At 59.9% G+C, this 18,633-nt stretch carries 13 protein-coding genes and 1 pseudogene; 7 read left to right on the plus strand and 7 right to left on the minus strand.

Annotated features, from left to right (window positions below; all coding sequences use genetic code 11):
• Nucleotides 1-70: 70 nt before the first annotated feature.
• The 3 genes from NTD85_RS20470 to aceK form a co-directional block, all read right to left on the minus strand.
• Complete coding sequence (locus NTD85_RS20470; protein WP_262143062.1) at nucleotides 71-1,192, minus strand: beta-ketoacyl-ACP synthase III; 1,122 nt, start codon at nucleotides 1,190-1,192, stop codon at nucleotides 71-73.
• A gap of 404 nt (nucleotides 1,193-1,596) precedes the next feature.
• A complete protein-coding gene (gene hrpA / locus NTD85_RS20475; RefSeq protein WP_201138469.1) occupies nucleotides 1,597-5,508 on the minus strand; it encodes an ATP-dependent RNA helicase HrpA in 3,912 nt (1,303 codons plus the stop codon).
• Between the two features lie 256 nt (nucleotides 5,509-5,764).
• A complete protein-coding gene (gene aceK, locus NTD85_RS20480; RefSeq protein WP_003222658.1) occupies nucleotides 5,765-7,486 on the minus strand; it encodes a bifunctional isocitrate dehydrogenase kinase/phosphatase in 1,722 nt (573 codons plus the stop codon).
• A 400-nt stretch (nucleotides 7,487-7,886) separates the two neighbouring features.
• On the opposite strand from aceK, the gene NTD85_RS20485 reads away from it, so the two are divergent.
• Complete coding sequence (locus tag NTD85_RS20485) at nucleotides 7,887-9,512, plus strand: methyl-accepting chemotaxis protein (RefSeq protein ID WP_103521577.1); 1,626 nt, start codon at nucleotides 7,887-7,889, stop codon at nucleotides 9,510-9,512.
• Between the two features lie 86 nt (nucleotides 9,513-9,598).
• Nucleotides 9,599-10,507, plus strand: coding sequence for a DMT family transporter (locus NTD85_RS20490; RefSeq protein WP_103484433.1), 909 nt, complete (start codon nucleotides 9,599-9,601; stop codon nucleotides 10,505-10,507).
• A 135-nt stretch (nucleotides 10,508-10,642) separates the two neighbouring features.
• On the opposite strand, the gene NTD85_RS20495 is transcribed toward NTD85_RS20490, so the two are convergent.
• Nucleotides 10,643-11,506, minus strand: a complete 864-nt coding sequence (locus NTD85_RS20495; protein WP_262143063.1) for a DMT family transporter — start codon at nucleotides 11,504-11,506, stop codon at nucleotides 10,643-10,645.
• 452 nt (nucleotides 11,507-11,958) lie between these two features.
• Between NTD85_RS20495 and NTD85_RS20500 the strand changes: the two genes are divergently transcribed.
• Together NTD85_RS20500 and NTD85_RS20505 are read left to right on the plus strand one after the other, a co-directional pair.
• Nucleotides 11,959-12,486 (plus strand): hypothetical protein, encoded by a 528-nt coding sequence (locus NTD85_RS20500; protein ID WP_262143064.1) that lies wholly within the window; start codon nucleotides 11,959-11,961, stop codon nucleotides 12,484-12,486.
• A 35-nt stretch (nucleotides 12,487-12,521) separates the two neighbouring features.
• On the plus strand, nucleotides 12,522-12,680 hold the full coding sequence (locus tag NTD85_RS20505; RefSeq protein ID WP_003222649.1) for a hypothetical protein: 159 nt from the start codon (nucleotides 12,522-12,524) through the stop codon (nucleotides 12,678-12,680).
• Between the two features lie 58 nt (nucleotides 12,681-12,738).
• On the opposite strand, the gene NTD85_RS20510 is transcribed toward NTD85_RS20505, so the two are convergent.
• Nucleotides 12,739-13,677 carry an aspartyl/asparaginyl beta-hydroxylase domain-containing protein gene (locus NTD85_RS20510; protein ID WP_103521574.1) on the minus strand — a complete coding sequence of 313 codons (939 nt, stop codon included), beginning with the start codon at nucleotides 13,675-13,677 and terminating at the stop codon, nucleotides 12,739-12,741.
• Nucleotides 13,678-13,861: 184 nt separating this feature from the next.
• Nucleotides 13,862-14,836 (minus strand): cysteine synthase A, encoded by a 975-nt coding sequence (gene cysK, locus NTD85_RS20515; RefSeq protein ID WP_262143065.1) that lies wholly within the window; start codon nucleotides 14,834-14,836, stop codon nucleotides 13,862-13,864.
• 127 nt (nucleotides 14,837-14,963) lie between these two features.
• Between cysK and NTD85_RS20520 the strand changes: the two genes are divergently transcribed.
• Nucleotides 14,964-16,040, plus strand: coding sequence for a DUF748 domain-containing protein (locus NTD85_RS20520; RefSeq protein WP_003222643.1), 1,077 nt, complete (start codon nucleotides 14,964-14,966; stop codon nucleotides 16,038-16,040).
• Here the strand turns inward: NTD85_RS20520 and NTD85_RS20525 are convergent.
• A pseudogene (locus tag NTD85_RS20525) lies at nucleotides 16,036-16,302 on the minus strand (DUF2442 domain-containing protein); the annotation flags it as partial. The gene NTD85_RS20520 and the pseudogene NTD85_RS20525 sit on opposite strands and share 5 nt — an antisense overlap.
• A 281-nt stretch (nucleotides 16,303-16,583) precedes the next feature.
• On the opposite strand from NTD85_RS20525, the gene NTD85_RS20530 reads away from it, so the two are divergent.
• Together NTD85_RS20530 and NTD85_RS20535 are read left to right on the plus strand one after the other, a co-directional pair.
• A complete protein-coding gene (locus NTD85_RS20530) occupies nucleotides 16,584-17,429 on the plus strand; it encodes an AAA family ATPase (protein WP_003222636.1) in 846 nt (281 codons plus the stop codon).
• A 10-nt stretch (nucleotides 17,430-17,439) separates the two neighbouring features.
• Nucleotides 17,440-18,618 (plus strand): vWA domain-containing protein, encoded by a 1,179-nt coding sequence (locus tag NTD85_RS20535; RefSeq protein WP_003222635.1) that lies wholly within the window; start codon nucleotides 17,440-17,442, stop codon nucleotides 18,616-18,618.
• The last annotated feature ends 15 nt before the right edge of the window (nucleotides 18,619-18,633 follow it).

Raw genomic sequence — 18,633 nt, forward strand, 5'->3', positions numbered from 1 at the left:
CGCAGCCTGCGGCAGCTCCTACAGAGATCAGTGTAGGAGCTGCCGCAGGCTGCGATCTTTTCAAGCGCACTCAGCGCTTGCGCAGAATCACGCTACCGATCGAGTAACCGGCGCCGAACGAGCTCAATACCGCCAGCGAACCGCTGGCCAGATCGTCCTGATATTTGTGGAAGGCAATCACCGACCCGGCAGAGCTGGTGTTGGCGTAGGTGTCGAGAATAACCGGCGCTTCTTCTTCGGTGGCTTCACGGCCCAGCAGCTTGCGCACGATCAGGTGGTTCATGCTCAGGTTGGCCTGGTGCAGCCAGAAGCGCTTGACGTCGCCGACGTTGAGTTTGTTCTCCTCCAGGTGCTCACCGATCAGCTCGGCGACCATCGGGCAGACGTCCTTGAACACCTTGCGGCCCTCCTGCACGAACAGCTTGTCGCGGGCGCCGATGCCCTCTTCCGCCGCGCGGTTGAGGAAGCCGAAGTTGTTGCGGATGTTGTTGGAGAACTTGGTCAGCAGTTTGGTGCTGACCACGTCGAACTGGTGTTTGGACGTCGCCAGGTCAGCGCGCTCGATGATTACCGCCGTCGCGGCGTCACCGAAGATGAAGTGGCTGTCGCGGTCACGGAAGTTCAGGTGACCGGTGCAGACTTCCGGGTTGACCATCAGGATCGCCCGGGCCTGGCCCAGCTGCACGCTGTTGGCCGCGGCCTGGATGCCGAAGGTCGCCGAGGAGCAAGCCACGTTCATGTCGAAACCGAAACCCTGAATGCCCAACGCTTCCTGGACTTCGATGGCGATGGCCGGATAAGCGCGTTGCAGATTGGAGCAGGCGACGATCACGCCGTCGATGTCGGCAGCGGTCTTGCCGGCACGTTGCAGCGCCTGTTCGGCGGCGCCGATAGCCATCTGGCACAGGACCGACCATTCGTCGTTGGAACGCTCCGGCAGGCGCGGGGCCATGCGCGCAGGATCAAGGATGCCGTCCTTGTCCATGACAAAGCGGCTCTTGATGCCCGAGGCTTTTTCGATGAATGCAGCACTGGATTCGGTCAGCGCCTGGACTTCACCGCGGGCGATGGCGTCGGCGTTGTCGGCGTTGAACTGCGCAACATAGGTATTGAAAGACTGCACCAGCTCTTCGTTGGAGATGCTGTTGGCCGGGGTGTACAGGCCGGTGCCGCTGATGACGACGTTATGCATGGTCGTTTCTCTAATCTGTTCAGGCAGAAAGCGCTGGCACCGACGTACCAACACACAAAGGGTCTATTCCCGTCCGGGGACGCTGACCTGGCATCTTTTAGTCCGATCCGCGAACTCGCCGAAGGCTCTGGGTCGCGAAAACGGCATTTATGGTCGCGAAGTTTGCCATAAACCCAAGGTTTTGGCGCCTTTCTCAAGCACAACGCTTCTTCCAAGGTGGGGTCTTGTCTGTGTGGCGAGGGGATTTATCCCCGATCGGCTGCGAAGCAGTCGCCAAATCAGCACACTCATCAAAACTGATGAACTGAGAGGGTCACTTGTGGGGCGGCTTCGCCGCCCATCGGGGATAAATCCCCTCTCCACAAAAGCCAGCTCCCACAAGAGGGATTGTGCAAGGCTATGGATCAGGCCTCGACCTGACTCCACTGCTTGCTCAGCCGTTTGTCCGAGATCGGTGCTTTCGTCCCCAACTGCTGGGCGAACAGCGACACCCGGTATTCCTCCAGCCACCAGCGGTACAGCTCCAGCTGCGGATCGCGTTTGCCTTCCTGCGCATGCTTGGCGGCGCGGGTCTGGTATTGCGTCCAGAGGCCGGCCAGTTCGCCGCTCCAGACTCGATCCTTCTGCACCTGCGCACCGAGTTTCTCGAAACGCTGCTCGACCGCCTTCAGATAACGCGGCAACTCCTTGAGCCATTGCATCGGCGTTTCCCGGACGAAACCCGGATACACCAAGTTGCTGATTTGCTGCTTGATGTCATTCAGCGCCACAGCCTGAGCCAGATCGATCTTGCCCTTGAAGCGCTTTTGCAGACCGTGCCACAGCTTGAGGATCTCCAGCGTCAGCCGCGCCACGCGCTCGGCGTGTTCGGTCCAGCTGCCGCGCTTGCGTTCGGCCAATGCCGCCAGCCCGGCGCCGTCACGGGGCAACGGGTCTTCGCCTTCCAGAATGCAGCTGTCGAGGCTGGCCAGCAGAATGTCTTCGACCAGCGCATCGACCCGGCCCAACTCGCGATAGAGCAGGCCCAGCTCAGTGATGCCCGGCAGTTTGCTGCGCAGGAACTTCGCCGGTTCCGCCAGTTGCTGCAGCAGCAGCCGCTGCAAGGCGCGGCGATGCTGGAACTCGGCTTCGGCCGGGGTCGAGAAGCGCCCTTCCTTGACTGTGCCGCCCTCTTCCACCAGCGCCGGATAGACCGTCATAGACAGCCCGGCAATCTTCTGCTGGGTCTTTTCCGCCACCGGGGCGAAGACCTTGGCCTCCACCGGTTGCTGACTTTTCGCACTCTGCGGCACTGCCAAAGCCGCCTGGCTGGCTTCGGCGAAACGCGCGGTGAGCTCGGCCAGATCGCGGCCCTCGCCAAGGAACTTGCCCTGGCCGTCGACGATTTCCAGGTTCATCCGCAGATGGCTTTCGACCTGCTGCGCGGCTTCCGCCCACGCCTCATCGCTGACCCGCGCGCCAGTCATGCGCAGCAACTCGCGACCGAGCGCTTGCGGCAGCGAGCCTTCGGCGAAGGTCATGCGCTGCAACGCCGCCTTGATGAAGTCCGGCACCGGCACGAAGTTCTTGCGCAGGGCTTTCGGCAGATTGCGCACCAGCGCAATGCACTTGGCCTCGATCAGCCCTGGCACCAGCCATTCCAGGCGTTCCGGCGGCAGCATTGGCAACAGCGGCGCCGGCACGCGCAGGGTCACGCCGTCGCGCGGGTGATTGGGTTCAAAGTGGTAGCTGAGCGCTAGTTCCAGATCACCAATGTGCAGCGTGTCCGGGTAGTCGCGCGCGGTGACTTCACTGGCCTCGCGGGCCAGCACGTCCTCTTCGCGCATGATCAGCAGTTGCGGGTCTTTCTGGCTGTTGACCCGATACCAACTGTCGAAGGTCGCGGTCTGGTGAATCTCCGCCGGCAAGCGCGCATCGTAGAACGCGTACAGGGTTTCTTCGTCGGCAAGAATATCGCGGCGCCGAGCCTTGGCCTCCAGCTCGTCGAGCTGTTCGAGCAACTGCTTGTTGGCGGTCAGGCACTTGGCTTTCGACTGAATCTCGCCACGCACCAGGCCTTCGCGGATAAACAGCTCGCGCGAGACCTGCGGATCCACCGGGCCGTAATGCACCGGGCGACGGCCGACCACGATCAGCCCGAACAGGGTGATCTGCTCGTAGGCCACGACCTGGCCGCGCTTCTTTTCCCAGTGCGGTTCGAAGTGATTTTTCTTGATCAGGTGCCCGGCCAGCGGCTCGATCCAGTCGGCGTCGATCTTGGCGACCATGCGCGCGTAGAGCTTGGTGGTCTCTACCAGTTCGGCGGTCATCAGCCACTGCGGACGCTTCTTGCCGATGCCCGACGACGGGTGAATCCAGAAACGCCGCTGACGGGCGCCGAGGTAATCGCCGTCCTCGGTTTTCTGGCCGATCTGGCTGAGCAGGCCGACCAGCACGGCTTTGTGCAGTTTCGGGTAATCCGCCGGTTCCTTGTTGAGGCTCAGCTGCATGTCACGGCAGATCAGGCTCAACTGGCGATGGGAATCACGCCACTCGCGCAGGCGCAGGTAATTGAGGAAATTCTTCCGGCACCAGTTGCGCAGCGGGCTGGCGGTCAGCGCCTGGCGCTGCTCTTCAAAACCACGCCACAGATTGACCAGTCCGGCGAAGTCCGAATCGGGATCTTTCCATTGTGCATGGGCCTGATCCGCTGCTTGCTGACGCTCCGGCGGACGCTCGCGCGGGTCCTGAATCGACATGGCACTGGCGACGATCAGCACTTCCTGCAGGCTGCCGAGCTTCGCCGCTTCGAGCAGCATGCGGCCCATGCGCGGGTCCACCGGCAGGCGCGCCAACTGGCGACCGAGCGGGGTCAGTTGACTGTTGCGATCCACCGCCGAGAGTTCTTGCAGCAGGTTGAAACCGTCGCTGATCGCCTTGCCGTCCGGCGGTTCGATGAACGGGAACGCGGTGATCTCGCCGAGGCGCAGATGCAGCATCTGCAAGATCACGGCGGCAAGGTTGGTACGCAGAATTTCCGGATCGGTGAATTCCGGGCGACCGAGGAAATCTTCCTCGCTGTACAGCCGCACACAGATCCCCGGCTCGACCCGGCCACAGCGACCTTTACGCTGATTGGCGCTGGCCTGGGAAATCGCTTCGATCGGCAGGCGCTGCACCTTGGCGCGATAGCTGTAGCGACTGATGCGCGCGGTGCCGCTGTCGATCACGTAACGGATGCCCGGCACGGTCAACGAAGTCTCGGCGACGTTGGTTGCCAGCACCACGCGCCGCCCCGGATGCGACTGGAAAATCCGCTGCTGCTCCGCCGGCGACAGGCGCGCGTACAGCGGCAGGATTTCGGTGTGCTTGAGTTGGGCTTTGCGCAGCATGTCGGCGGCGTCGCGAATCTCGCGCTCGCCGGGCAGGAACACCAGCACATCGCCGGGGCTGCGGCGCTCGCTGCGCTCATAGGCGGCGATTTCGTCAAGGGTGGCGAGGATCGCCTGATCCACGGTCAGGTCGTCCTCGACGCGGTTGCCCTCTTCGTCCTGCTCCAGGGTCAGCGGGCGATACCAGGTGTCCACCGGGAAAGTCCGCCCGGACACCTCGACAATCGGCGCATCATCGAAATGCTTGGAGAAGCGCTCCAGATCGATGGTTGCCGAGGTGATGATGACCTTCAGATCCGGGCGACGCGGCAGCAGGGTTTTCAGGTAACCGAGCAGGAAGTCGATGTTCAGGCTGCGTTCGTGGGCTTCGTCGACGATGATCGTGTCGTAGCGCTCGAGGTAGCGATCGTTCTGGGTTTCCGCCAGCAGGATGCCGTCAGTCATCAGTTTGATCAGGGTGTTGGAATCGCTCTGATCTTCGAAGCGCACCTGATAGCCGACCAGCGAACCCAGCGGTGTGCCGAGTTCTTCGGCCACCCGGCTGGCAACGCTGCGCGCCGCAATTCGGCGCGGCTGGGTGTGACCGATCAAACCGTGCTGACCGCGACCGATTTCCAGGCAGATTTTCGGCAACTGGGTGGTTTTACCCGAGCCGGTTTCGCCGGCGATGATCAGGACCTGATGCTTCTCCAGCGCAGCCTTGATCTCATCGCGCTTGGCGGCAATCGGCAGGCTGTCGTCGTAACGAATCACCGGCAGGCTGGCACGGCGCGCCAGCACTTGATCGCAGGACGCCTGCATGCGCGCCACCCACTGGGCCAGCTTGGCCTCGTCGGGCTTCTTGCGCAGCTCGAGCAACTGCCGCCGCAGCCGGTGACGGTCGGCGAGCATGGCGTGATCGAGGTTTTTCAGCAGTTTGTCGATGGAGGGCGATTCGTCGGTCATCGGGTACGCAATTCGGTCGTCTGTTTATGCAGGGGGGCGATTGTCGCAGATTTGCATCACTGAACACGACTGCGAGGTGCTCTTGTGGCGAGGGGATTTATCCCCGATCGGCTGCGCAGCAGCCGCCGACCGGATATGAAAGTCAATCTGAAGCGTCTGAGTTGAATGGTTTTTGGGGGGGGGCTTCGCACCCCATCGGGGATAAATCCCCTCGCCACAAGATAAATCCCCTCACCACACTGTGTTCACTTGGGAGTTATTCGTTGTCGAGGCCTTTACGCCGATAAGGAAACACATCGATGACTTTCCCCGCCCGAATCGCCTCCTGCAAACCCTTCCAGTAATCAGCGTTATACAACTCGCCATGCAACTGATCGAACAGTTTGCGCTGCCCGGCATCGGCGAACAGGAACGGCGGAAACTCTTCCGGGAACACATCCAGCGGCCCGATCGAGTACCACGGTTCCGAGGCCATTTCGTCTTCAGGTGTGCGCGGCGCCGGGATGTGACGGAAATTGGCTTCGGTCAGAAAGCAGATCTCGTCGTAGTCGTAGAACACCACCCGGCCGTGACGAGTGACGCCGAAGTTCTTCAGCAGCATGTCGCCGGGAAAAATGTTGGCCGCCGCCAGTTGCTTGATCGCCAGGCCGTAATCCTCCAGTGCCTCGCGCACCTGAGCTTCGTTGGCGTTGTCCAGGTAAAGGTTGAGCGGGGTCATGCGGCGCTCGGTCCAGCAGTGGCGGATCAGCACCGTGTCGCCTTCGACCGAGACCGTCGACGGCGCGACCTCAAGCAGTTCTTCCAGACATGCCGGATCGAACTTGCTCAGCGGAAAACGGAAATCGGCGAACTCCTGGGTATCGGCCATGCGCCCGACCCGGTCGACGCTTTTCACCAGTCGGTACTTCTCGATCACCGTCGCCCGGTCGACGTTTTTCGACGGCGAGAAACGGTCCTTGATGATCTTGAACACGGTGTTGAAGCCCGGCAGGGTAAACACGCTCATGACCATGCCGCGCACGCCGGGGGCCATGATGAACTGGTCGTCGGTGTTGGCCAGATGATTGATCAGCGCCCGGTAGAACTCGGATTTGCCGTGCTTGTAGAAGCCGATCGAGGTGTACAGCTCGGCGATGTGCTTGCCCGGCAGAATGCGCCGCAGGAAGCCGATGAACTCCGCCGGCACCGGCACATCGACCATGAAATAGGAACGGGTGAAGGAGAAGATGATCGACACGTCGGCTTCGTCGGTGATCAGCGCGTCGATCTGAATCCCCCGACCCTCACGGTGCAGCAATGGAATCACCAGCGGCCACTGCTCGTCGCGGGTGTAGATGCGCCCGACCAGATACGCGCCCTTGTTGCGGTACAGCACCGAGGAGAACAGCTCGACGCTCAGCTCCGGATCCTTGCACACCCAGTCCGGCAGGTTCTCGCGCAACTGTGCTTCGAGGCGCTGCAGGTCGCCGGGCAGATCGGCGTAATCCTCGCTGAAGCGATAGTCGGCAAAAATGCTGGCGAGCATCGACGACAGCTGCCCTTGCGGCTTGTAGGTGCGGGTTTGCGCAGCCCGGGCGCGGCGCAGGCTCGGCCGGGTGGTGTGGATGAACATGCAGCCGTCGCTGATCAGGTCGTGGCTGAACAGCCCGCAGAAGATCGAGTTGTACCAGGTCTCGGACAGCTCATCGTCGAAGCGCAGGTCGATAAGGCTGATGTAGGCGCTTTTCACCAGCGGCCAACTGCTGACATTCATCAGCGTCTCATCGTCGAAATGCTCGCGCAGGCGGGCGATGGTTTCGCCGACCTTTTCTTCGTAGAGGTTGATCCGCGCCGCCGACGCGGTCTGCGCCTCCTGCCAGCGTGCCTGCTCGAAGCGCTCGCGGGCACCGTCGGTAATCCGCCGGAAATGCTCGCGATAATCGTCAAAGCCATCGAGGATCATGCGGGCGATGTCGGCGGCTGGCCATTGCTGCGGCATAGATGAGACCTCTGCGTGCATGTGGAAATCTGTGCCTGAGCTTAGCCACGGATGCACGCGCAGGAGAAGTGCAATTTCTGCCAAATGCGCGTCAGCGTTGTACAGCGACACAGTTTTTATCAAAGTTTTTTCAGATGACCGTTCGGTCAATTAATCACTCGTTCGGTCTGCTCGGCATTCCCGCGCCAGACCGCGAATTCTCTGGCTTTCGGATCCAATCACCAGGTCAGGCCTCTGGCTTGCGGCTTTGCCCCTGTTGGCAATTGCGGGGCAGGAGAGCGTACCGATTGGTCTTACCAAAATAGTGGCACTTTGATATACAGCCCGCCAGCACCCGCCCCACAACAAGATCCTCGGCCCACGAGGACGACCTCTCCCCCATAGATCAAGGAGCACTTTGATGTCTATCCGCAATCTGCGCATCGGTTTGCGCGCTGGTTTGAGTTTTGCCGTGCTGGCCGGTCTGCTGGTGATCGTTGGCCTGTTCGGCCTGGGTCAAATGAAAACCCTGCGTGAAAGCGCCGCGGTCATCGAAGAATCGTGGATGCCGAGTATCGAAAGCATTCATGACGCCGCGGCGAATATCGCCAGCATCCGCCTCGAATCTCTGCGCCTGATCACCAGCACCCAACCGGCCGTGCGTGAGCGCAGTAAAGGTCTGATCCAGGTGCAGCGCGAAGAATTGCTCAAACGCCTGAAAAGCCATGAAGCCTTACTCGCCGGCGATCAGGAACGCATGATGCTCGACGGTTTGAACGCCGACATCACCCGGTACCTGAGCATTCTCGACCAGATCATCAGCCAGATTGACGCTGGGCAAAACGAACAGGCCTACAACCGCCTGAACAATGATCTGGCCCCGCAGGGCAAAGTGCTCGACAAGACTCTGGAGCAGATGATCAGCCTTAACCAGCAAGGCGCTGAAGCCGCCGCCCGGGCCGCGGCTGCGATGTACCAGCGAGCGCTGTGGATTGTCGCGACGATCATCGTTGTCGCCCTGATCGCCACCCTGCTGCTCGCCTGGCTGCTGACCCGCAGCATCACTACACCGATCAATCAGGCGCTGAACGTCGCGCAAAAAATTGCCGCCGGCGATCTCAGCGGCCAGATCGCCGACAACGGTCGCGATGAGGCGGCGCAGTTGCTCTCGGCCCTCGCCGAGATGCAAGGCAATCTGCGCTCGACCATCCGGGGCATCAGCGAATCGGCGCAACAACTGGCCTCCGCCGCCGAGGAAATGAGTTCGGTGATGGAACAGAGCACCCGTGGCCTGCAACAGCAAAACGACCAGATCGAGCAGGCCGCCACGGCCGTCACCGAGATGAGCACGGCGGTGGATGAAGTTGCCGCCAACGCGGTGTCCAGCGCCGAGGCGTCCGAAGCCTCGAACGAGGACAGCAAGCATGGCCATGTGCAGGTCAGCGAGACCATCAGTTCGATCCAGGAACTGGTCGGCGCGGTACTCGGCGCCTCCGAGCAAGCCGAAGGCCTGGCCACGCAGGCCCAGGACATCAGCAAGGTGCTGGAGGTGATTCGCGGCATCGCCGGGCAGACCAACCTGCTGGCGCTCAACGCCGCCATCGAAGCGGCGCGCGCCGGTGAAGCCGGACGCGGCTTTGCGGTGGTCGCCGATGAAGTGCGCTCGCTGGCACAACGCACGCAGAACTCCACCGAAGAAATCGAGTTGATGATCAGCAGTATCCAACAAGGCACCGGTGCCACCGTCGGAGCGCTGCAAAGCAGTGCCGAGCAAGCCAGCCACACACTCCGTCGGGCCAACAGTGCCGGTCAGGCCCTGGAGAAAATCACCGCGTCGATTTCGCAGATCAACCAGCGCAACCTGGTAATCGCCAGTGCCGCCGAACAACAGGCGCTGGTGGCGCGTGAGGTTGACCAGAATCTGGTGACCATCCGCGACCTCTCGACCCAAACCGCCGCCGGTGCCACCCAGACCTCTGCCGCCAGTCAGGAACTGTCACGGCTGGCGATCGACCTCAATGGTCTGGTGACGCGTTTCGTACTCTGAGTGCGAAATTAAATGCCCGTTTAGCGGTTGCCATCGTCGGGGCGCTCGGCAACACTCTCGTCCCCATCAAGGAAGGAGTGCCCACCGTGAGCCCTGTCGATATCTTTCGTTTGTTGTCGCTGGCAGCGATCTGGGGTGCGAGCTTTCTGTTCATGCGCATCATCGCCCCGGTGATCGGCACCATTCCCACCGCGTTCTTTCGCGTATCGATTGCGGCTGTGGGGCTGCTGGTGATTCTCGGCCTGATGCGCATCAGTTGGGATTTCAAGGGAAAGCTGAAAACGGTGATGCTGCTGGGGGTAATCAACTCGGGGATTCCGGCGACGCTGTACTCGGTCGCGGCCCAAGTGTTGCCGGCCGGTTACTCGGCCATCTTCAACGCCACCACGCCATTGATGGGTGTGTTGATTGGCGCGTTGTTTTTCAGTGAAAAGCTCACCGCGGCCAAATTTGGCGGCGTATTCCTCGGTCTGTTCGGCGTCGGCGTATTGACCCGCGCCGGTCCCGTGGCATTCGATCTGCAACTGCTGATGGGCGCCCTCGCCTGCCTGCTCGCCACCACCTGCTACGGCTTTGCCGGGTTCCTGACGCGACGCTGGCTGGATCATGCCGGTGGCCTCGACAGCCGGCTTTCGGCCGTGGGCAGCATGCTCGGCGCGACGTTGTTCCTGTTGCCGTTGTTCGGCTACAGCGTGATCACGCAGCCCCCGGCGAGCTGGGGTGGCTGGAGTGTCTGGCTGTCGCTGCTGGGCCTGGGCCTGGGTTGCACCGCGTTCGCCTACATCATTTATTTCCGCCTGATGAGTTCGATCGGCCCGGTGAAGTCGATGACCGTGACCTTCATGATCCCGCCGTTCGGCGTGTTGTGGGGGGCGCTGTTGCTGGATGAGCCATTGTCGATGGCGCATGTTTATGGCGGGGTGTTGATTGCGCTGGCGTTGTGGTTGGTGTTGAAGCCTGCGGTGGTGAAGCCCGCTGCCGTAACCGTCCGCTGATTTGCGGCGTTAACAAGTCAGTCTTCGCGAGCAAGCCCGCTCCCACAGGAGGAATGCATTCCAATGGTGGGAGCGGGCTTGCTCGCGAAGAGGCCGGCCCAGACACTGAAAATGCCCGGGTTGGCCTGAAGGTTTTCAAGCAGTTTTACGGAACACAAACGCCAGACCGACAATGATCAACAGCATTCCCAGCACACTCAACGCCGCCAGACGATTACCGAAAATCAGGTAGTCCATCACCGCCGTCACCGCTGGCACCAGATAGAACAGGCTGGTGACATTCACCAGATTGCCGCGGGCGATCAGGCGATACAGCAACAGCGTCGCCAGCACCGACACCACCAGCCCCATCCACAACACCGGCACGATGAAACCTGCGTTGTGTTCAAAGTGGAACGGCTGAAACGGCACAAAGATCCCGCACAGCAACAGCCCGGCCAGGTACTGCACCGGCAGCGTACCGAGGGGATTGTCGGTGATGCGTTTCTGCATGATCGAGCCGAGGGTCATGCTCGCCAGCGCCAGCAGACCGAACAGCATCCCTGCCCAGGACATCCCCGCCAGCCCGATCCCCTGATAAACCACCATGATCAACCCGGCCAGCCCCAGCGCCAGACCGAACATCCGGCTCGCCGAGCGCTGGCGTTCCATCAACACCACAGTGAGGATCGGCTGTACGCCCATGAGGGTCGCCATCACCCCCGGCGTGACTTTGGTGTTGAGCGCCAGCAGATAGAAAATCTGATAGGCCCCCAACAACACCACGCCCGTAGCCATCGCAAACAGCATCGGCCGACCGCCCTTGGGCAGCCTCAACTTGAGCAGCGGCGCCAACAGCAGCAACCCACACAGGGCGATCACAAAGCGAATCAGCAGAAAGGCAAAGGGCGAGGCGTGGGCCAGCCCCCATTTGGAGAAGATCGCCCCGCTGCTCCACAGCAGAACGAACAGGCTCGTGGACGTCGCCGCGAGCGCGGATTTTTTCGAAAGGACAAACATGAATACCACCTGTAGTCAGGCCAATAGCCAACTCAGCCGAAGCTGAAAATTCAGTAGGTTTTTCTGGCGGGCGCAGGGGTCAGCAATGAATGCCGATCAGCCCGAAACGCCAACGCCCGGCGGTGATACGACGGCGCACACCGGCGTGCTACTGACAGGTGGAGGGTAATGACTGATCTGCCCTGGCTGCTGATTCCCGCACGGCACGACGCCAGCGTTGACCGCTGAATCGACTACCGCGTTGATGAGGGATGCAGGCATTGGGGCTGATCTTTTTTGAAGGGTTTGGAGAGTGAATCAGCTGATTCACGAGCGCCGACTATAACCAGCGCGGGACATGGATTGCAATGATTTGGACAAAGGGCCAGCAGGGACAGGTCGAAGGCTGGCGCATAGGCTGATGAGCAACGGATAGGCCCATTGATGGGGAGACAGGGAATGCTCGAAATCACATGCCAAGGGAACGGACGAATTTGCGGTATCAGTTGCACAGGTCGCAGGCCAGGAAACAGGCAAGCATCGCCAAAGCTCTATTGCAGCTACCAGCGCGGCAAGACTTGTCAAAAGTACGCTTCGAAGCCATCGACGCCATAGCACTGAGCGCGTTCGAGCTCTGGGAGAATCCACTTTTTTGCTGGCGAGAGGTTGCCGCATGGAAATCACGAGAACCCCTGTCGCTGGATATCGCGATCTGGTTCGAAGAACAGCTCTGCGGACTGTGTTTCGTCAATCCGAACAAAAGCCGCCAACGTATTCGAATCGTACGATTGGAAGGGCGACCCGGAGATTCTCACCCACTGAAAAATCGTATCGGAACCTTGGCAATGATGGTCATCGATGAGTTCGCCCAAATAATCGGCAGCAAGTTCATTGAAGTCCAGGAGCCGATGCAGGGAGCAATTCCTGTTTATACAAAGCTCGGCTTCAAATTTGATTTGGAAGGTCGTCTTGTCCTCGCAGTGGAGAGTAAAGTATCGTGAAAACAGCTCAAGTAATGATCAATGAGGGAGGGAGCATGCGCAAATCAGTCAAGAAATCCCCCGCTAAGAAAAGATCAATCAAAACAGAAGAAAAGATTGTGTCATCCGGGCTATCAGCCAATCAGCAGCGCTTTCTGCAGCTACTGATTGCAGGCATTGAAGACGAACCCAACGTTCTCGCCGGGCGCCGCTGACTCACAGATAATAAAAAACCGCTCACAAGGAGCGGTTTTTTCATTTCAACATCCGGCTTCAACCAAACAGCCAATACCCCAGCAACGTCAACACCACCACTGCCAGCACCGGGCGCAGGACGCGGTAGGCCTTGGGATTGCGGCGCTTCCACTGCTTGACCACGCCGCTGAACCGGTCGCTGAAGTTCTTGCTCCAGGCGTAAGCCTGGTTGATCCCACCGACACGTTCGTCGTCAAGGTTCTGCGGGGCGGTGGCACGTCCCAGCCAGGCGCTGATGGCGCGGTTGATGCGAGTCATCAGGCGGTTGCTCAGTGGTCGTTCGACGTCACAGAACAGAATGACGCGGGTCTGATCGGTTTCGTTCTTGACCCAGTGCACGTAGGTCTCGTCGAACATCACGTCTTCACCGTCGCGCCAAGCGTAGACCTGACCGTCAACGAAGATCCGGCAGTCGTCGGAGTTCGGCGTCGACAGGCCCAGGTGATAGCGCAGGGAACCGGCAAACGGATCGCGGTGCGGGTTCAGGTGGCTGCCACCCGGCAACAGCGCGAACATCGCGCCTTTGACGTTAGGGATCGCACTGACCAGCGCCACGGTTTTCGGGCACAGAGTCTCGGCCGATGGCAGCGGTTTGTCGTACCACTTGAGGTAGAAACGCTTCCAGCCCTTCTTGAAGAACGAGCCGAAACCGGCGTCATTGTTCTTCTCGGCGGCGCGGATATAGCCCTCGTCGAACAGGTGCATGGCCTCGTCGCGAATGGTTTCCCAGTTATCGCGCAGCACGTCAAGTTCCGGGAACTTGCTGCGATCCAGATACGGCTTGGACGGAACGCCGGAGAACAGGTACATCAGCGCGTTGTACGGAGCGAACAGCGCCGAGTGATTGACGAACTGACGCAGTACCGGCAGACGCGCCTTGCCGCGCAAATGCACATAGAGGATGCTGCCCACAAACAGCAGCAACACCAACACCTTGGCGGCTAACGAAAAGGTCATCAACGACTCCTTGAATAAAGACAACGCTGCGCATGGCCCTTCACCAGGCATGGCAGCCGGCAATGATAAACACTACCGGCGTGGGGCAACACCCGCCGAACCAAAGATTCAGTGTTAAGAATTGCGCAACAAAGCATTTATTAGCATAAGGTTCCTGAATCCCGACTGATCTGCATCAATTCGATTACTGCTGATTCTCCTGTTCCGTGAACAGATCGCTGAACAGCATGCTCGACAGATAACGCTCACCGGAGTCCGGCAGAATCACCACGATGGTCTTGCCCTGCATTTCCGGGGTCTCCGCCAGACGCACTGCTACGGCCATGGCCGCGCCGCAAGAGATACCGCACAAGATCCCCTCCTCCTGCATCAGGCGCAGTGCCATGGCCTTGGACTCTTCGTCGGTGACCTGCTCCACCCGGTCGACCATCGACAGGTCAAGGTTTTTCGGCACGAAACCGGCGCCAATCCCCTGAATCTTGTGCGGGCTCGGTTTGATCTCCTGGCCCGCCAGTGCCTGGCTGATCACCGGCGAAGACACCGGCTCCACCGCCACCGATAGAATCGGTTTGCCCTGGGTATTCTTGATATACCGCGAAACCCCGGTGATGGTTCCGCCGGTCCCGACCCCGGCCACCAGCACATCAACGGCGCCGTCGGTGTCGTTCCAGATTTCCGGGCCGGTGGTTTTTTCATGGATCGCCGGGTTGGCCGGGTTATCGAACTGCGATGGCATGAAGTATTTGCCAGTGTCGCTGGCAACGATTTCGGCGGCCTTCTCGATCGCGCCTTTCATGCCCTTGGCCGGATCAGTCAGTACCAGTTCTGCGCCAAGTGCCTTGAGCACCTTGCGCCGCTCGATGCTCATCGAGGCCGGCATGGTCAGCATCAATTTGTAACCACGGGCGGCGGCAACGAAGGCCAGACCGATGCCGGTATTGCCCGATGTCGGCTCGACAATGGTCATGCCCGGCTTGAGTTTGCCGTTGCTTTCGGCGTCCCAGATCATGTTCGCGCCGATCCGGCACTTGACCGAATAACCGGGGTTGCGCCCCTCGATCTTGGCCAGGATGGTCACGCCGCGCGGCGCGATGCGGTTGATCTGCACCAGCGGCGTATTGCCGATGGAATGGGCGTTGTCAGCGAAAATACGGCTCATGGCTGGGTCCTTATGCAGCGTTGAATTCAGCCTTTCAAGGTATGCCTGTTGCCGGGCACAGTCCAGTCGGGTCGAACGTCTGCGCCGCGCTACAGTCAATCGCTTACATCGTTCGGGAATTGTTGCCATGAAGCGTCGCTACAGCTGGCCATTAGGGATTTTTGCCGTCGTCGTTGTGCTGCTGATCGTCCTGCACATCGCCCTGCCCTACGTGGTGCGCGATTACTTGAACGACAAACTGGCCGACATGGGCGATTACCGTGGCCAGGTCACCGACGTCGATCTGGCCCTGTGGCGCGGCGCCTACCGGATTAACGGCCTGAAAATCGTCAAGGTCGACGGCAAGGTACCGGTGCCGTTCGTCAACGCGCCCGTGATCGATCTGGCGGTCAGTTGGCACTCGCTGTGGTACGACCATGCCGTGGTAGCGCAGGTGCAATTCTTCAATCCCGAGATCAACTTCGTCGATGGCGGCCCCAACAAACAGAATTCACAGACCGGTAAAGGCACTGACTGGCGGGCACAACTGGGCAAGCTGCTGCCGATCACCCTCGACGAAGTACAGATCCACGATGGCAAGATCAGTTTCCGCAATTTCAATTCCAAACCGCCGGTCAACATGAACGCCAGCAATGTCGAAGCGAGCATCTACAACCTGACCAACGTGGTCGACAAACAGGGTAAACGCGACGCCCGTTTCGAAGGCAAGGCCAAACTGCTCGGCCAGGCACCGCTGGAAACCACGGCGACTTTCGATCCGCTGAGCAATTTCGAGGACTTCCAGTTCCGCCTGCGTGCCCGCGACATCGAACTCAAGCGCTTGAACGACTTCGCCTCGGCCTACGGCAAGTTCGACTTCAACGCCGGGCATGGTGACGTGGTCATCGAAGCCCAGGCGAAAAAAGCCCAGGTCACTGGCTACATCAAACCGTTGCTGCGCGACGTCGAAGTGTTCAACTGGCAACAGGACGTCGAAAACAAGGACAAGAGCATCTTCCGCTCAGTCTGGGAGGCCATCGTCGGCGGCACGGAAACCGTGCTGAAGAACCAGGCGAAAAACCAGTTCGCCACCAAGGTCGAACTCAGTGGCAACGTGCACCAGCAAAACATCAGCGCGTTCGAAGCATTTTTGCAGATTTTGCGCAATGGTTTCATTCAAGCCTTTAATGCGCGGTATGAGCGGCCTAAGCCGGATGCGGGCTAGAGCGCTGCGCCAGCATTTCCAAATAGAGTGTATCTGCGCCGATCTGAATATCCGGTTCCGGCCATTCCACACTCCAGCCGTGATCGCCCAGGATTACAGAGGCGAATATCTCAGGGTCCAGCAATGGCTGGAGTCCTGGACCGTCTTGAAGATCTTGACTCAAATCGACCACCCATCGCTGATCATCGATAAAGGTCAGTTCCAGACAAAAATCAGACCAGACACGAACCGCCGACAGGCGGGGGCGTTTCATCGGTAACATCATGCACGTCCTTCATCAGATAATGGGCTGCTTCGCAGCCCAGCGGGAGCGAGCTCCCTCGCCACAGATTTAGTGGGCATCCTGGAGGCTATCGCTAAATCAGCAAGCCCTGAATGCTGGCTATCGGCCGAAACTGAGTCAACATGTGACGCTCCATTCAGAGACTGAATAAGCCGTCTGCGTTCACAGTCGACCGGGCTGCGCGTTATAGTCGGGGCATCCGATTTTTTCGCCCCCCGCCCTGCCCGTGCAGGTCGGCGTTATCGTTCGAGGATTAGCAGATGAAGTTCGAAGGCACCCAGGCCTACGTCGCCACCGATGACCTGAAGCTGGCGGTCAACGCCGCCATCACCCTGGAGCGGCCGCTGCTGGTCAAGGGCGAACCGGGCACCGGCAAGACCATGCTCGCCGAGCAACTGGCCGAATCGTTCGGCGCCAAGCTGATCACCTGGCACATCAAGTCCACCACCAAGGCCCATCAGGGTCTGTACGAGTACGATGCGGTCAGCCGTCTGCGCGACTCGCAACTGGGCAACGAAAAAGTCCACGATGTGCGCAACTACCTGAAGAAGGGCAAGCTGTGGGAGGCTTTCGAGTCGGAAGAGCGGGTGATTCTGCTGATCGACGAAATCGACAAGGCCGACATCGAGTTCCCCAACGACTTGCTGCAAGAACTCGACAAGATGGAGTTCTACGTTTACGAAATCGACGAGACCATCAAGGCCAAGAAGCGCCCGATCATCATCATTACCTCGAACAACGAGAAAGAGCTGCCGGACGCCTTCCTGCGCCGCTGCTTCTTCCATTACATCGCCTTCCCGGATCGCAGTACCCTGCAGAAAATCGTCGATGTGCACTACCCGGACATCAAGAAGGATCTGGTCAGCGAAGCGCTGGACGTGTTCTTCGACGTGCGCAAGGTGCCGGGGCTGAAGAAGAAGCCGTCGACTTCCGAACTGGTGGACTGGCTGAAGCTGCTGATGGCCGACAACATCGGCGAAGCGGTGCTGCGCGAACGCGATCCGACCAAGGCCATTCCGCCACTTGCCGGCGCCCTGGTGAAGAACGAACAGGACGTGCAGTTGCTTGAGCGCCTGGCATTCATGAGCCGTCGCGGCTCTCGATAAGGGCATCGTCATGCTGCTCAACCTGTTCAATGAAATGCGTGCCGCCAAGGTGCCGGTGTCGGTGCGCGAGCTGCTCGACCTGATCAACGCGCTGAAACAGCGCGTGACTTTCGCCGACATGGACGAGTTCTACTACTTGTCGCGGGCGATTCTGGTCAAGGACGAACGGCATTTCGACAAGTTCGACCGCGCGTTCGGCGCCTACTTCAATGGCCTGGAAAAGCTCGACGATCACTTGCAGGCGCTGATTCCCGAAGACTGGCTGCGCAAGGAATTCGAGCGTTCGCTGACTGATGAGGAACGCGCGGCGATCCAGTCCCTCGGCGGCCTGGACAAGCTGATCGAAGAGTTCAAGAAACGTCTGGAAGAACAGAAGGAACGTCACGCCGGCGGCAACAAATGGATCGGCACCGGCGGCACCAGCCCATTCGGTTCCGGCGGCTTCAACCCGGAAGGTATTCGGGTCGGCGACGCCGGCAAGCGTCAGGGCAAAGCGGTCAAGGTCTGGGATCAGCGCGAGTACAAGAACCTCGACGATTCGGTGGAGCTGGGCACGCGCAACATCAAGGTTGCCCTGCGTCGCTTGCGCAAGTTCGCCCGTCAGGGTGCGGCGGAAGAGCTGGATATCGACGGCACCATCGACCACACCGCCAAGGACGCCGGCCTGCTGAATATCCAGATGCGCCCCGAACGGCGCAACACGGTAAAGCTGTTGCTGCTGTTCGACATCGGCGGCTCGATGGATGCGCACGTGAAGATCTGCGAGGAATTGTTTTCGGCCTGCAAGACCGAGTTCAAGCATCTGGAGTACTTCTACTTCCACAACTTCATTTATGAGTCGGTGTGGAAGAACAACATGCGCCGCACGTCCGAGCGTTTCTCGACGCAGGATCTGCTGCACAAGTATGGCGCCGACTACAAAGTGATCTTCATCGGTGACGCCGCCATGGCGCCCTACGAAATCACCCAGGCCGGCGGCAGCGTCGAGCACTGGAACGAAGAGCCGGGTTATGTGTGGATGCAGCGCTTCATGGAGAAGTACAAGAAGCTCATCTGGATCAACCCGTATCCGAAGGACACCTGGGGCTATACCTCGTCGACCAATATCGTGCGCGATTTGATCGAGGATCAGATGTATCCGCTGACCCTGCGCGGGCTTGAGGAAGGGATGCGGTTTCTGTCGAAATAATCTTCGTTAGCCGTG

This window comes from Pseudomonas sp. 13B_3.2_Bac1, assembly GCF_025466205.1.
Lineage (GTDB): Bacteria > Pseudomonadota > Gammaproteobacteria > Pseudomonadales > Pseudomonadaceae > Aquipseudomonas > Aquipseudomonas fluorescens_H.